The sequence below is a fragment of the Psychrobium sp. MM17-31 genome, assembly GCF_022347785.1.
In the GTDB taxonomy this organism is placed as follows: Bacteria; Pseudomonadota; Gammaproteobacteria; order Enterobacterales; family Psychrobiaceae; genus Psychrobium.
This window is the reverse complement of the sequence record NZ_JAKRGA010000006.1, coordinates 122424-137413: the sequence shown is the minus strand read 5'-3', so window position 1 is coordinate 137413 and position 14990 is coordinate 122424. Positions and strand designations below refer to the sequence as shown.

Annotated in this window: 14 protein-coding genes; 6 read left to right on the top strand and 8 right to left on the bottom strand. The window is 42.9% G+C overall.

Going from position 1 to position 14990, the window contains the following annotated elements:
• Positions 1-19 precede the first annotated feature (19 nt).
• A complete protein-coding gene (locus tag MHM98_RS17090; protein ID WP_239440596.1) occupies positions 20-616 on the top strand; it encodes a TetR/AcrR family transcriptional regulator in 597 nt (198 codons plus the stop codon).
• Between the two features lie 69 nt (positions 617-685).
• A complete protein-coding gene (locus tag MHM98_RS17085; RefSeq protein WP_239440594.1) occupies positions 686-1330 on the top strand; it encodes a glutathione S-transferase family protein in 645 nt (214 codons plus the stop codon).
• Between the two features lie 46 nt (positions 1331-1376).
• Here MHM98_RS17085 and MHM98_RS17080 read toward each other — a convergent pair whose 3' ends face one another.
• On the bottom strand, positions 1377-3314 hold the full coding sequence (locus tag MHM98_RS17080; RefSeq protein ID WP_239440592.1) for a S9 family peptidase: 1938 nt from the start codon (positions 3312-3314) through the stop codon (positions 1377-1379).
• 121 nt (positions 3315-3435) lie between these two features.
• Here MHM98_RS17080 and MHM98_RS18980 point away from each other — a divergent pair, with 121 nt between their 5' ends.
• Positions 3436-5688, top strand: a complete 2253-nt coding sequence (locus MHM98_RS18980; RefSeq protein ID WP_239440590.1) for a Tex family protein — start codon at positions 3436-3438, stop codon at positions 5686-5688.
• Positions 5689-5718: 30 nt separating this feature from the next.
• Here MHM98_RS18980 and MHM98_RS17070 read toward each other — a convergent pair whose 3' ends face one another.
• The 3 genes from MHM98_RS17070 to bioH form a co-directional block, all read right to left on the bottom strand.
• The gene (locus MHM98_RS17070) at positions 5719-6576 is read right to left on the bottom strand and encodes a putative metalloprotease CJM1_0395 family protein (protein ID WP_239440589.1); all 858 of its coding nucleotides are present in this window, start codon (positions 6574-6576) and stop codon (positions 5719-5721) included.
• Positions 6577-6585: 9 nt separating this feature from the next.
• On the bottom strand, positions 6586-6867 hold the full coding sequence (locus tag MHM98_RS17065; RefSeq protein ID WP_239440587.1) for a hypothetical protein: 282 nt from the start codon (positions 6865-6867) through the stop codon (positions 6586-6588).
• 71 nt (positions 6868-6938) lie between these two features.
• On the bottom strand, positions 6939-7706 hold the full coding sequence (bioH, locus tag MHM98_RS17060) for a pimeloyl-ACP methyl ester esterase BioH (RefSeq protein WP_239440585.1): 768 nt from the start codon (positions 7704-7706) through the stop codon (positions 6939-6941).
• Positions 7707-7712: 6 nt separating this feature from the next.
• Between bioH and MHM98_RS17055 the strand changes: the two genes are divergently transcribed.
• From MHM98_RS17055 to MHM98_RS17045, 3 genes are all read left to right on the top strand, one after another.
• Positions 7713-8486: a ComF family protein gene (locus tag MHM98_RS17055; RefSeq protein WP_239440576.1), complete on the top strand. Its 774-nt coding sequence runs from the start codon at positions 7713-7715 to the stop codon at positions 8484-8486.
• A 133-nt stretch (positions 8487-8619) separates the two neighbouring features.
• The gene (nfuA, locus tag MHM98_RS17050) at positions 8620-9198 is read left to right on the top strand and encodes a Fe-S biogenesis protein NfuA (protein ID WP_239440575.1); all 579 of its coding nucleotides are present in this window, start codon (positions 8620-8622) and stop codon (positions 9196-9198) included.
• 20 nt (positions 9199-9218) lie between these two features.
• Positions 9219-9488 (top strand): hypothetical protein, encoded by a 270-nt coding sequence (locus tag MHM98_RS17045; protein WP_239440573.1) that lies wholly within the window; start codon positions 9219-9221, stop codon positions 9486-9488.
• On the opposite strand, the gene creD is transcribed toward MHM98_RS17045, so the two are convergent.
• The 4 genes from creD to MHM98_RS17025 all read right to left on the bottom strand — a co-directional run bounded on the left by creD (position 9451) and on the right by MHM98_RS17025 (position 14715).
• Complete coding sequence (gene creD / locus MHM98_RS17040) at positions 9451-10794, bottom strand: cell envelope integrity protein CreD (protein WP_239440571.1); 1344 nt, start codon at positions 10792-10794, stop codon at positions 9451-9453. The two genes, MHM98_RS17045 and creD, sit on opposite strands and share 38 nt — an antisense overlap.
• Positions 10795-10857: 63 nt before the next feature.
• Entirely contained in the window at positions 10858-12282 is a 1425-nt protein-coding gene (creC, locus tag MHM98_RS17035; RefSeq protein ID WP_239440668.1) for a two-component system sensor histidine kinase CreC, read from the bottom strand.
• A 38-nt stretch (positions 12283-12320) separates the two neighbouring features.
• The gene (gene creB / locus MHM98_RS17030; protein ID WP_239440570.1) at positions 12321-13016 is read right to left on the bottom strand and encodes a two-component system response regulator CreB; all 696 of its coding nucleotides are present in this window, start codon (positions 13014-13016) and stop codon (positions 12321-12323) included.
• Between the two features lie 103 nt (positions 13017-13119).
• On the bottom strand, positions 13120-14715 hold the full coding sequence (locus tag MHM98_RS17025) for an isocitrate lyase (protein WP_239440568.1): 1596 nt from the start codon (positions 14713-14715) through the stop codon (positions 13120-13122).
• Positions 14716-14990 lie beyond the last annotated feature (275 nt).

Sequence of the window (14990 nt, the reverse complement as noted above, 5' to 3'; positions counted from 1 at the left end):
TCGGTCTACTATCGCAATTATGAACAAAACCACACTATCAAAAGGCGAGCAAACCAAGTTGCAGATTATTCAAGCTGCGGCGAAGCTCATCTATCAACAAGGCTTTAATCACACAGGGATGGCCCAAGTTTTAAAAACTGCTGGCGTATCCAAAGGCTCATTCTATTTTCATTTTAAAGATAAGGATGAATTGGGTCATGCCGTGGTTGATCATTATCGACAACAGTTCAAGCAAAGCCTGCCATTGCATTTGCAGCATCCAACGTTGGGTAGTTTGGATAAAATTAGCGCCTTTCACCATTTTTATTATCAACAGTTCGAGAATGCAAATTTTGCATTTGGCTGCCCTATCGGCAACCTGACACAAGAATTGACCGATCTTTGCCCAGTGTTTGCTGCAAAACTCAACACTAGCCTCAACAGCATGTCGCTAGCCTTTGCTGAAGTGATAAAACAAGGGCAAAAGACTGGTGAAATTAACCCTGATATCGATACCGAGCAAACAGCTAATTTCATTGTCGAAAGCTGGGAAGGTGCTATTTTGCGCATGAAAGCACTTAATAATGGCGATTCTCTCAATCGCTGGCATAAATTTACACGCCAATTGCTGACTTAAAGGCAAATCTTTGATCAGGTTTGGCACAATTAAAAACAGACCAATTGGTCCAATATAAGGAAAAATAATATGGCTATTATCTATGGTGTTCCACCATCACCTTACGTACGTAAAACACTGCTAGCACACGCAATTAAAGGCATTAGCGCGGAATTAAAACCAACGATGCCTGGTAGCGATGATAGCGAGTTTCGCGCCGCATCACCGCTAGGTAAGATCCCTGGCTATCGCATCGACGACAACACCGCCTTTGCCGATTCTTCTGTGATTATTGCCTACCTTGAACGCACTAATAGCACCAACCCACTGTATCCTGAAGATGCCGTAGACTACGCACGCGCCCTGTGGTTAGAAGAATACAGCGATACTAAATTCTCAGAAGTAGTCTCAGCGCTATATTTCCAGCGCATTATCGGCCCGATGTTCTTCCAACAAGAAACCGATCAAGCCCGTGTTGATGACTTAGTTAACAACCTAATTCCAGAACAACTAAATTACCTAGAAGCACAACTAGCGGGCAACACTTTGTTCGTCGGCAATCAATTTAGCGTTGCCGATTTAGCCATCGGTAGCCACATGCTTAGTCTGCATCACACCAAATTTGATGTTGATTCAACGCGCTGGCCAGCCTTAGCTCAGTTTAAAGAAAGCTTTATGCAGCGCCCTGAGGTGATTGCACAACTAGCGCACGAAAATGCGGTATTTGGTAAGTAGAAATAAAAAAGGCCAGTGATTTCACTGGCCTATCGGTGATTAAGTTCTAGAGATGTTGTTTTAAGAACTTCTCGACTTTTTCATACATTTCTACTTTGTTTTCAACTTTTCTAAAACCATGACCTTCTTTGTTTTTCACAAGCCATTCATATGGTTTACCTAGTTCATCAAGCTCAGCTTTTAGTAAGTCTGCATGCTTCATTTTAACGCGGATATCACGGCGACCATGAATAATGAATACGGGTGCTTTAATATTTTTAACATGCGCTAAAGGAGACATACGCTCCATTAGTTTTGCATCTTTAGGATCACCAACTCGGTGCTCCAATGCTTTGCGTCCATTTTCCCAATGCTTTGGTAAAGTATCAAATAACAAACCTACGTCAGTTACACCAACATTATTAATACCACATTTGTATAATTCTGGAGTAAAGGTTAAACCAGCCATAGTTGCGTAGCCGCCATAACTTGCCCCATAGATACATACACGATCAGGATTTGCTATCCCTTGATCTACGAGATACTTAACGGTATCAGTAATATCGTGCTGCATCTCTGCCCCCCATTTACCGCCGTAACCTGCTTGTTCAAATTCTCGGCCATAGCCACCTGAACCGCGGAAATTCACTTGTGCCACAGCATAGCCGCGGTTTGCTAAGAACTGTACTTCAGGGTTATAGCCCCAGCTGTCACGCACTCCAAATGGACCACCATGTGGATTGATGATCAATGGTAAATTTTTACCATCGCTTCCCTTCGGTACCGTGAGATAACCGCGCATGGTCAATCCATCACGACTCTTAAAACGAAATGGCTTCATTTTTGACAATTGATTTGGATCTATCCAATCCATAACTTTAGCTAAAAAACTTAGCTTATTTTTGACTCCATCATAAAGAAAGTATGAGCCAGGATCATTATCATCATGCGCGATAATAACTTTTATTTTTTCATCATCTGTTTGGCTTACAATATTGACCTTTTTGCCCTTAAAAATTTTCACTAAAGAGTCGTTAAATTGCTTCTCCTTAGCATCAAAATAGACACGCTCTGGGTAGTCTGCATTATACGCAACACCTATGATTTTCTTTTTGTGTCTTGACATCATAAGGCCAGTAACATCAACTTCATCATGTTCGAAAATCATTTTTCCTAGCTTGGCCGACTGTGGGTCATACTCAAAAATAGCAAACCTATCACGTCCAATATTCGAACCGACATACATTTTCTGATTATCAAACGCGAATCCAAGTGGAATAATATGTTCATCAAAAATGTTATAAGTAGCCAATGTTTTAAATTCTTTGGCGCCTTTATCTTTATATAAGAATTTACCCGTTAGCTCATCAACGGAGATAGCACCTCGAACATCACCATCGTGATCAACAATCCATCCCTCTACGTTACCAGGATTCTCAGCAATCAACTTCATTGAATGATTACGCTTCTTTCTGCCATTCCATTTACTATCTACAGCAACTTTATACAAATCTGGAGCTTTAATATAACGTCTGTTATATGAAACAATAATATGCTCCGGGTCATCTGGTAATGTCGATACGATACTTGCCGTCACAACGCCGCGAGTAGTCGGTTCAGCACCTAAAAGTTTTACAATTTTTGGTTTTTTCTCACCGCGCTCAACTGTAAAAATACTTAGCGCTTCCATACCATTACTGGTATCCATTGTAAAAACAAGTCGCTTATTGTTTGCCCAAAAAAAGCTTGCGATGTCTTGCTTTTTAAAACCAGTCAATACTTCGAATTTTGACAGATCAGCTGTTTCCATTACCATTAGATTTCGACGATCTAATACATCAATTAACGCAGCCAAATATTTACCATCGGGTGATAGTTGTAACTGACTATATCCAGGATTCTTAAAAAAATCCTTAACAGGAATTTGCTTATTCGCAGCATACACCTGCGTCCAAACTCCCATTAACAAAATAAGAGTAATCAAACTCTTAGTTAGCATTCTCATGATTAATTCCTTGTATTTAATTTGAATTATATTTATTCACCTCGACCGCACTATAGTATATTCTCACTAGATAGAAAACTTTTCATTCCAACAACTTGTTAGATATTGTTTCGAGATATTCGTGAATAAACTTTCCTCAATAATCGCCAAAAAAATAAGCATCTCTTCCGAACAAGCCAATGCCGCAATCACTCTGTTAGACGAAGGCGCCACAGTCCCCTTTATTGCGCGCTATCGCAAAGAAGCGACAAAGGGACTCGACGATACACAACTTAGACAGCTGGCGCGTGAACTCACCTATACCAGAGAGCTTACCGATCGAAAAAACAGTATTCTCACGACGCTATCGGAAAGCGGTAAATTAAATGCAGCACTTAAAAAGTCCATTGAGCACTGTCAAAGTAAAACGGAATTAGAAGAGATTTATAAGCCGTTTAAAAGCAGCCGCAAAACCAAAGGGCAGCAATCTATCGAAGCAGGATTAGCACCGCTTGCCCAACAATTGTTATCAGCCAATAACGCAAGTCCTCAACAACTAGCCGCCAAATTTATCAACGGCGATATTAAAAACTCAACGCAGGCGCTAGAAGGTGCAGCGGCTATCATTAGCGAACAAATCCCGCAAGATATCGAGCTTATTGCCAATATTCGCCAGTTGATGTGGCGTCAGGGCGTGATTAGCGCCAAACAAGCCCGCAAGAAAACACCGCCAGTAGATCCACAAATCATCGCCAAGTTTAGCGATTATTTTTCTCATCAAGAGCCGATTAATAAGATCCCATCACACCGTATGATGGCACTATTGCGTGGTAAGAACGCTGGCGCACTACAAGTGAATTTAGGGCTTGCCCATGAGCCTGTTGTTCATCCGTGTTTAGAGCTGATTAACCAATCGCTTAAAATTAACCAGCGTAATAGAGAGCTTGCCACTTGGCTGTCGGATGTTGCCCAGCAGTGCTGGAAATTGAAGGTCTTACCTAGTGTGAGCAATGAGCTAATTAGCAAAGCCAAAGAAAGTGCAGAAACACAAGCCATCGAAGTCTTTGCCAACAATCTATCGGATTTATTGATGGCGGCGCCAGCTGGTAATCAGGTGACGTTGGGCTTAGATCCCGGTATTCGCACAGGCGTTAAAGTCGCGGTGGTCGATCAACAAAGTAAGCTACTCATCACAGATACCATTTATCCACATGCGCCGCGTAGTCAATGGCAACAATCCATCGATACCTTAGCAACTCTAATTAAGCGCCACCATATAACCTTGGTAAGTATCGGTAATGGCACAGGCTCGCGTGAAACAGAAAAACTGGTGCTCGATTGTAAAAAACAGCATCAACTTGCCATTACGACCATCATCGTTAGTGAAGCTGGCGCTTCTGTCTATTCGGCATCTGAGTTGGCTGCCCATGAATTTCCAACGCTAGACGTATCGCTTCGCGGCGCGGTATCTATCGCCCGTCGTCTGCAAGATCCATTAGCAGAGCTAGTAAAAATTGAGCCTAAAGCTATCGGTGTTGGCCAGTATCAGCACGATGTTAACGAATCCCAACTTAATACGCGACTCGATGAAATCGTCGAAGATTGTGTAAATGGTGTTGGCGTTGAACTAAATACGGCTTCTGCTCCGCTACTGCAACGCGTTAGTGGCCTCAATAGCACATTAGCCGCCAATATCGTTAGCTATCGTGAAAGCATAGGAAAATTTAGTAATCGCAAACAGTTGTTAAAGGTGCCAAGACTAGGTCCTAAGGCGTTCGAACAAGCCGCCGGATTCTTGCGTATTCGCGATGGCCAAGAGCCACTCGATGCCAGTGCTGTGCATCCAGAATCTTATTCGCTAGCCAATAACATCGTTAAGTATTGTGGTGAGTCAATCACTGAATTGATGGGCAACGAAGCTAAGCTCAATAATCTCAATGCCCATGATTTCACTAACGCACAAGTTGGTCTACCAACGGTGATTGACGTTATTAATGAACTCAAGCGCCCAGCACGCGATCCACGTGGTGACTTTAAAGCCGCGAAGTTACTTGACGGTATAGACACCATTAACGATCTTGAAATCGATATGGAGCTTGAAGGCACAGTAACCAATGTCGCTAACTTCGGTGCCTTTGTCGATATCGGTGTCCATCAAGATGGTTTAGTTCATATCTCCCAACTTAGTGATAGCTTTGTTAGCGATCCGCGTAAAATCGTGAAAGTTGGGCAAGTGGTTAAGGTGAAAGTCACTGAAGTCGACGTAGCCCGTAAACGCATCGCGCTAACAATGAAGAGTGGTAATAACCATACAGTAAAGACTAAACAGCCAGTCAAATCGCAACAACGGCATGGCTCAATGGCAGATGCCTTTAAGTCGGCACGTAAGAATTAAAAATCAGTAATTAAAGTCGGGATTAATGGGCTAAGCCTGCGAATGGAATTGACTATTTGCGGCTTGACTAGATTGTTGATAGAACGCGTTAATATGCAAACTTCTGTTGGCGATTGTTTGCTGAAAGTCTTCGTCCTGCGCTAAGGTCGCTCGTTTGTTGAAAGCATCTGATTCAACGGCATTGTTAACGCGATAATCACTTTGCTCTTCGTCATTTTCAGAACCTGCTGGGCCAGCTTCTTTCAATAACTCCTGACGCGCTTCAGCAGCCATGCGATCTGCCTGCGCAGCAACCTTGCGATCTTGGCCAGAAGGCTCTGCGGGCGCTAGTGCAGCACGTTTAATTTGTGCAGCTTTCGCTATGGTCGCTTGTGGATCACCAGCCACTTTAGAAGTATCGATAGGTACTTCGCCTGCCACCGCATATTTAACGCCATCAGGGCCAGTCTCATAAGTATAGCTTGGCGAACCAGCATATTGACCACCAGCATTAGCATGAGCTAATTCGTGTGCGACAACTTCGCGATCACGTTCTTTAAGCTCTTCTATTTTTGCTTGTTCTTGTTCAGTAAAGCGCTCATCGCCACTTTGATTTTTCTCACCTTCTTTATCTTGTTGCTGACCTGATTGATCTTGCTTGTCACTTAACTCTTCTTGTTGAGCAGTGTTGTGCTGAAGGTGCTCGTAAGTAGGATTATTATTCGGCGCACTTGAAAGGTTTGGTTGTGCTTTTTCTTTATCGCCTGCCACAGCCGGCTCTGCGGAAGCACTATTTGGTTGAGTAACAGGGGGGACAACTGGACGCAACGCGTTATCACGCGCCAGCCTATCCGTCGCCGGATTGGTGGTAACTAAGCTAACATGAGGATAGTTAGTTATTACGTTCATGAGTATTCGCTATACCTTGGTGTCGATTAAGCTGCCCAACATATTGTCGGCAGTTTCTATTACTTTTGCAGACGCTTGCGCCTGATTTTCAGCGAGGCGCAGATTAATCAAACTCTCTGTGATTGGCGTATTTGGCTCAACTGCTTCTTGTGATTCAGCTTGTTGCACCTCGGGTTGGCCCTGCACTGGCGTCACTTGTTGCTGGTTAATTTCACGAGCCGCTTCGGCAGCTCGTTCATTTGCTTTATTAAAACCTGCTACGCCGGAATCAAATGCTGATTGTATATTCATTTTACAGCCCTCTATTTTTGCTGGCGGTTAGTTCAATTATTAACCAAACCGCCGTAAATTGAAAGGGATATTTACGCTTTCACAGACTCTAAAAACTCTCGGATTACCGAGATAAATTCCTCAGTGTGAGAAATAAATGGAGCGTGTGAAGCCTTTGCAAAAATAACCTTGCTACTTTTCGGTGTTAAATCATCAACTAAGGTAATGACTTTTTGTGGCACCAACGAATCTAAGCGGCCGTAAATTCGCAAAAATGGTTGCTCAATTTGATGTAACTTTGTGCGTAAGTCCACATCGTTAAGGAGCTGTAAACCATCGTGCAATGATTGCTTATTGGGTAAAGGGCGTTGTTCGAGCACTGCTTTTAGTGCTTTTATATCGCGCTTGGCGCTATCACTTCCCATAGCTTGAATAGCCAAAAATCGCTCTAATGTCAGCGCAAAGTCGTGGGAAAGTTGCTGGGTAAACATATTCATCACATTTGATTTGATCCCTGGCCACTCTTCACTTTCAGCAAATGACGGCGAGCTAGCAACAGTTATCAACCCATTAACTTTTTCTGGATAATCAATCGCAATTTGCGTGGCCACTAATCCACCTAATGACCAGCCAAGCCATACCGCAGGTTCATCTACCGCATCTACAACCATTTTTGCCCATGCCTCAACATTAGACTCAGAGCAGCGTTCGCTAAATCCAAAGCCAGGTAAATCAACGCGATAGATCGTAAAGTTAGCTGATAAAGGTTCGACAACTTGCGCCCAAACACCACTGTTTAAGCCCCAACCATGAACTAATACTAACGCTGGTCCGTTACCGCTCTTTTCTACGTGAATCAATTTGAAATGCCTATACTCAATATTATGACTAGTCGAATTCGCATTGTATCATTCAAATTTACTCGGTGGATAACCCAATCGCTGCGTGAATTTCGCAATGCGTTACCCCACGGTTGTCACCTGTGCCATGAAGAAACCGCTAATTATCGCAACCGTCTTTGCGAGACTTGTCGCAGTGATTTACCTTTTCCCGACCAGCTGTGTATTGGCTGCTCGAAGCAACTAAATGCAGTGGTGAGTTGGTGCGGGCAGTGTCAACAGTCAATACCAGAGTTTGCGCTAGTCACAGCTAGCTATTATCGAACACCTGTAAAACAATTATTAAGTGACTTTAAATACAAGCATCAAATTCAATTGGCTCGCGAGTTAGCCCATTTCCTAGCCCGCAGAATTTATAAGCTCATTAACCAAGGCATTATTGAAATGCCGCAAGCAATTCAGCCCGTGCCACTACATTGGCTGCGCCAAAATAAACGTGGTTTTAATCAAGCATTGCTCATTGCCAATGAATTAAGTTTATATCTGCATATTCCTGTAATCGACCATCTTAAAAGACAACGCTCAACACAATCTCAAGCACAGCTCGATGCCAAAGAACGCCAGCACAACCTCGATAATGCCTTTGCGCTAAAGCATGAAATTCCCTATGACTCTATTGCACTAGTCGATGATGTGTACACCACAGGCGCCACCATGCGCGAAATCAGCGCGACGATACTCACTCAACAAGATATCGAAATTCAACACTGGGCTATTGCGCGGACACTGATCACTGATTGATATAATTTATCCATCACAGCTATTTAATTTCCCTACCAGCATCCCCATTAACAAGATACAATACACAATAAACCTGACTAAATTAGTCAGAATTAAACTCTGTAGCAAATAGAGCTCAAAGGTCGAGGTAGCAATGATTTCAATTTCAGATCCAGCACAGGCGCACTTCAGCGAACTGTTAAGCAATCAGCCAGAGAATACTGCCATTCGCGTATTCGTTGTTAACCCTGGCACTCCAAACGCAGAATGTGGCGTATCTTATTGCCCACCAGAAGCGTTAGAAGAAAGCGACAAAAAATTTGAATACAACGGTTTTTCTGCCGTCGTTGACGAACAAAGCATTCCTTATCTTGAAGAAGCTGAAATCGATTACGTGACCGACAAAATGGGCTCGCAATTAACACTAAAAGCACCAAATGCGAAAATGCGTAAAGTGAGCGATGACGCACCATTAGTCGACCGTGTTGATTACTTTATCCAATCTGAAATCAATCCAAAACTTGCCAGCCACGGCGGCCAAGTAACGCTAATGGAAATCACCGATGATGGCATCGCTGTACTGCAATTTGGCGGTGGTTGTAACGGTTGTTCAATGGTTGATGTGACGTTAAAAGAAGGCATCGAGAAAGAGATGTTAGAAATCTTCGCTGGTGAATTAAACGGCGTGAAAGATATGACAGAACACCAAGCGGGCGACCACTCTTACTACTAAATCATATTTGGTATTAGATAATGAAAGAGCGCCTTAAACGCTTTTTATATCCGCTAGGCCACTATATAAAACAGAGCGTCGCTTTGTTTTTTAGTGGCCTTGTGTTGTTTGGTGCGGGACTAGCAATTCTTTGGCACAACCCCAGTGAAGATTCATGGCAGGGTTACGGTGCTGTTATCCTGATTACCATCGCCCTACTCCTCGCACTCATTGGTTGGCTCGGCATTCTTGCCTATCGCATCAGCCATATCATCAATCGCATTGAGCAATCTCAGTCGACTCATCGCTAGCTTTAGATTTTCCCAATTGATACCAATCAACATGGCGCGTCACTATCATCACTGTGCCAACCAGTGCGAATACGAAAATCGACCCCATTAGTAGCGCAAAATCTTCTGCCGCCAGTAGACCAAATAAAATGGCATACAACACTAAAACACCAGCGCTAAATAACAAGCCGTGCTTAATCTCTCCTAATACACCTGAGATATAAATTCCCAGTACAGCAGCGCAGCTGACGCTAGCAATGATATAAGCGGTATTAAAATCAATGTGCTCAGATAAAGACAACAGCAATAAATAGAACAGAGCCATAGCAACACCCACCAAAGTATATTGCACTGGATGTACCGAATACCCTTTAAAAATTTCAAATGCCATAAAGCCAAAGAGTATTAGCAAGATAAATAGCTCCGCGTATTTAATTGCGCGATCGGTTTTTAGATATTGATTTACAGGATCTACTAACGATACACCAAGTACGGAATGGTAGATGTCGTCACAGACAGCACTAGTTATACAGCTATTCATTTTCTTTGCCATGTTGGTAGCAAAAAAGGTCGTTTGCCAATGCGCCGTAAAAGAATTTTCATCAATGGTTGATTCGATAGGCAGATAGTTACCGATAAAACTCGGGTGCGGCCACGACGCAGCAAGGTTCACTGTAGTCTCTTGGCCAATTGGCGCAATATCTAGCGACTCCATACCAAGTAGGTTGAGGGTAAGCTTAAATTTCAGCTTGTGCTGCTGTGTAAGCCATTGAGGATCTATCGCACTGTGCACACCATTTTTAAAGCGCTTATTACCTGTACTTGGCAACAGTTCAAATGCCTTGTCATTTAACGTTAAAGCCAATCCGTTTTGGATGCCTCGTACATCACTAATGGCAGTTACCATAACAATATTCATCAAAGTAGCATCTTCCTTCTCAGCCCAGTTAGGCGGCACGATAAACTCACCTTGAATATCATTACTGGCCTGATAAAGCAGCGCTTTATAAATGCCTAATGCACGATACTGCGTATCTAAGTTACCGTTAAAATTATATTTTTTAGGCAACAAGTTTTTATAGCTATAACGAGTTACTAGCCGCTGTGCTTTACCATCAGCAGTTGTTTCTAATACCTCTCTTTTAAATTTCGCCACTAAAAAAGGGCCAATAATTTGTTGCGGGCCACTGCTACTGCGAGCTATTTCTTGCTGCACTTCATGCTGTAGTGATTGACGTTCACTCACCAAACCGTTGATCATCATAAGCGCTATGGTAAGCACTAAAATCAGTATGCCGATGGCGAGTAATTTAAATTTAAGTTGCATAACTAGTTCTCCATTTAATTATGACAACTAGTTTATGAAGCTGATGTAGGACTTATGTGTAGATTAAGTGTTTTTTGTATGTAATTTGCTAAGCAGAATTGTTGCCAACACGCCGTCATTAAAATTAGCAATATCAAGCGTTGCGCCGTGTAACTGAGCGACTTCATTCACAAAGTTAAGTCCTAATCCTGTGCTCTTTTTACCTGTGCTTGGCCTTGGCAAAGAGAAGAAACGCTGATTAAGTTTATCTAGTGCAAATTCCGGAATGGCAGCGCCGCGATTAAATACTTTAACCGCTAACTTGTTATCCATGGCCTCACAAGACAAGGAAATTTCCCCGCCTTCTTCTGAAAACTCGATGGCGTTTTGCAGCAAATTAATAATGGCTTGTTGCATCAAGAGTTCATCGCCGCGTATTTGATAGCTAGTAGCTAGTTCAGCGGTCAATGCGATATTTCGTTTTATGCATTCACCTTCAAACACCCGTAGCGCTTGTTTGCAGGCATCATTCATTGAAAACAACTGACTGTTTTCGATGACCTGCTGCTTTTCAACTGCCGACAGATTTAACATTCGCTCGATGAGTAAATGTAATCGCGTAGTTTCGTGCTCGATGTTCGCTAAAAAACGTTGCTGACTATCCGGTTTGGGTTTAGTCTGCAAAATCTCGCTGGCACCGCGAATGGCAGCAATCGGACTTTTTAACTCGTGAGTCAGACTTTGCACATAACGCTCGGCATAGTTTTTACCTTCAAGCTGATGGCGCATCCGATCAATAACTTGTGCTAAATCGCCATATTCATAAAAGACTCGAAACTGCGGCGGCGCGACTTTATCACCGTCTATTGCACGCTCCGCATAGTCCGTTAAGCGATCTAGCGCCTTGGTAATACGCCATGAAATTAACGCGCCAATTAAAAGAGCCAACAGCCCCAGCGCTATTCCCCACATGATTAATCGACTTTTAGCCCGCTCGATAAACGGCTGCATGGCGCTGTTTGCCTTAGCGACGGTTACCGAGCCAATAATCTCATCGCCATCCTTTATCGGCGCGGCAATATACATAACCGTCGATGACTCATCATTATCATCAAGCTTGGTAGAGCGAGCGCCGTACTGTCCGCGCAATGTTAAATAAACATCATTCCAACGAGAATAATCTTTACCGACATCGGTGCCATCAGAGTCCAAAATAACGATGCCGTTAGCATCGGTAATATAAATCCGTTTAGCAGCATTAAGCTTTTCCATCCCCCAAATTGATGCTTGCGATTCATGCTCGCCAAAGCGCCGAAACAATTGCGGGTAACGACTCTGTTGCAACGTGCCATGCCTAACATCATCCGCCACTACCAGCGCAATAAAATTAGACATATCCACTAATGTCTCCTCCATGGTTTGCCTAACTCCTGGCTTAATCTCGGCTGTTAATGTTCGCAGTACCAAATAGGCACAAAAGCCGACAAATACTGCATAAAGCAGAAACATCCGCAATCCAAAAGGAATTTTTGGCCAGTTAAGCATGATTATTGACCTTGCAGTGAATATCCAAAACCGCGATGTGTTTTGATGTATTGGGTATCGGGATCAACCACTCTCAACTTGGCGCGCAACGATTTAATATGATTATCAATATTTCGCTCATAACCAGCATCTAGCGAAAAACCACCAGCATCGAGCAGCTGCTCGCGACTCATCACCTTGCCAATATGACGGTTCATGTGTTCAAGCAATTTAAATTCAATGGAAGTCAGAGCTAATGCCCTACTATTTAGGACAAAATCACAACCACAAGCAGCAGGTTGTAATTGCAATAAAGGTTGCTCATTCACCGCAGGCTTAGCAATACGCTTAAGAATGACTTTAACCCTAGCCGCGAGTTCACGTGGACTAAAAGGCTTAGTCACATAATCATCACCACCGATTTCAAGACCCACCACGCGATCGATTTCCTCACTGCGTGCAGTTAGAAATATTATTGGCAAATCATGCGAGAGCCTGATTTTTTTACAAACATCAAAGCCTGTGATATCTGGCAATCCAACATCTAAAATCATCAATGAATACGCTGTTTGCTCAAGTCTTGCTATTGCCTCACTACCTAAGGAAACCCAATCAACGGCAAAGCCTTCATTCTTTAATACGTGAATAACAGTATCGGCGATAGATTGCTCGTCTTCGACAACTAAGATTTGTGGTTTTATGTTTTGAGATGCAGACATGGATTAATCAAAGTGCTTGAAATTAATGGCATTAGCATAGCACTTCTATAGACATAAAAAAGCCCCGAGTTTCCTCGAGGCTTTTGCTAAATCAAGTTGCTAATTAAGCGAACTGATTCATGGTGTTGTCTTTACCAGCAGCTTTTAGTGCTGCGTCGCCAGCGAAGTATTCTTTGTGATCATCACCCATGTCTGAACCCGCCATGTTTTGGTGTTTCACACAAGCGATACCTTGACGGATTTCCTTGCGTTGTACACCTTGTACGTAGCCCAGCATACCTTGGTCACCGAAGTATTCTTTAGCCAAGTTATCAGTTGAAAGAGCAGCTGTATGATAAGTTGGTAATGTAATAAGGTGATGGAAGATACCCGCTTCACGTGCAGCGTCAGCTTGGAAGGTACGGATTTTTTCATCGGCGCGTGTTGCTAGTTCAGTCTCATCGTAATCAACACTCATTAACTTGTCGCGATCGTAGGCACTTACATCTTCACCCGCTTCAACCATGGCATCGAATACTTGTTGGCGGAAGTTTAGCGTCCAGTTAAACGATGGTGAGTTGTTGTAAACCAGCTTAGCGTTTGGAATTACTTTACGGATTTCGTTTACCATGCCGCCGATTTGCGCAACGTGTGGCTTCTCTGTTTCAATCCACAGTAAGTCAGCACCGTTTTGTAGAGATGTAATACAGTCAAGTACACAACGCTCTTCACCCGTACCTTGTCTAAATTGGAATAAGTTACTCGCTAAACGCTTAGGACGAACTAGTTTACCATTGCGATTTAATACCACATCGCCGTTTTGTACATCCGCCGCTTCAATTTCTTCAACGTCTAGGAATGAGTTATATTGGTCACCTAGATCACCAGGCTCGTTAGTTACCGCGATTTGTTTCGTGAGGCCAGCACCTAGTGAGTCAGTACGAGCAACGATAACACCGTCATCAACACCAAGCTCTAAGAATGCGTAACGTACAGCGTTGATTTTCGCTAGGAAATCAGAATGAGGCACTGTTACTTTACCGTCTTGGTGACCACATTGTTTTTCGTCAGATACTTGGTTTTCTAGTTGGATACAACATGCTCCAGCTTCAATCATTTTCTTAGCAAGTAGGTAAGTTGCTTCTGCGTTACCAAAACCAGCATCGATATCAGCAATAATAGGAACGATGTGAGTAACGTGACCGTCGATTTTAGCTTGAACACGTTGAGCTTCAACTTCATCGCCAGCTTCACGTGCAGCATCTAGTTCGCGGAAGTAGCCACCTAGTTCACGAGCATCTGCTTGACGTAGGAAGGTGTATAACTCTTCGATTAGGCTAGCAACAGAGGTTTTCTCGTGCATTGATTGATCTGGTAATGGACCAAAGTCTGAGCGCAGTGCTGCAACCATCCAACCAGATAGGTATAGATAACGACGGTCGGTGTTTTCGAAATGCTTTTTAATTGAGATCATTTTTTGTTGACCGATAAAACCGTGCCAACAACCTAGAGATTGAGTGTACTTACTTGGATCTTTATCGTAGTTTTCCATGTCGCGGCGCATGATGCCAGCGGTGTAACGCGCGATATCCAAACCCGTTTTAAATTGATTTTGCAATTTCATGCGTGCAACAGATTCAGGATTGATTGCACTCCATGCTTCGCCTTGTTGTCCGCATAAGTTAGCAGCTTTATCGATTTCAGTATTGTAAGTAGACATAGCATTCTTCCTTCGTATCTAGAGTTTTTATCATCGACGTATAAGTAGCGCCGTTTGATTAAATACTAGCCGAGCACACAAACATAAAAATACTTTATAATTATTATTACGAACATTCACACGGTGTATTTAACTATTAAACGTCTAGTAAGTTAATAACACTCTTCATCAAGATACTTTCCTCAAAATATCCTTTGGTAGCATGGTCTTTTAGACTGTTTCTTATTTGAATAGCCCAGACATTAAGTTAAATTCCATATGGTTATACTTTCGTC

Coding starts and splice junctions, on each gene's coding strand:
- MHM98_RS17090 (WP_239440596.1), top strand. CDS start 20: ATGAACAAAACCACACTATCAAAAGGCGAGCAAACCAAGTTGCAGATT.
- MHM98_RS17085 (WP_239440594.1), top strand. CDS start 686: ATGGCTATTATCTATGGTGTTCCACCATCACCTTACGTACGTAAAACA.
- MHM98_RS17080 (WP_239440592.1), bottom strand. CDS start 3,314: ATGAGAATGCTAACTAAGAGTTTGATTACTCTTATTTTGTTAATGGGA.
- MHM98_RS17070 (WP_239440589.1), bottom strand. CDS start 6,576: ATGAACGTAATAACTAACTATCCTCATGTTAGCTTAGTTACCACCAAT.
- MHM98_RS17065 (WP_239440587.1), bottom strand. CDS start 6,867: ATGAATATACAATCAGCATTTGATTCCGGCGTAGCAGGTTTTAATAAA.
- MHM98_RS17055 (WP_239440576.1), top strand. CDS start 7,713: ATGCCTATACTCAATATTATGACTAGTCGAATTCGCATTGTATCATTC.
- nfuA (WP_239440575.1), top strand. CDS start 8,620: ATGATTTCAATTTCAGATCCAGCACAGGCGCACTTCAGCGAACTGTTA.
- MHM98_RS17045 (WP_239440573.1), top strand. CDS start 9,219: ATGAAAGAGCGCCTTAAACGCTTTTTATATCCGCTAGGCCACTATATA.
- creD (WP_239440571.1), bottom strand. CDS start 10,794: ATGCAACTTAAATTTAAATTACTCGCCATCGGCATACTGATTTTAGTG.
- creC (WP_239440668.1), bottom strand. CDS start 12,282: ATGTTTCTGCTTTATGCAGTATTTGTCGGCTTTTGTGCCTATTTGGTA.
- creB (WP_239440570.1), bottom strand. CDS start 13,016: ATGTCTGCATCTCAAAACATAAAACCACAAATCTTAGTTGTCGAAGAC.
- MHM98_RS17025 (WP_239440568.1), bottom strand. CDS start 14,715: ATGTCTACTTACAATACTGAAATCGATAAAGCTGCTAACTTATGCGGA.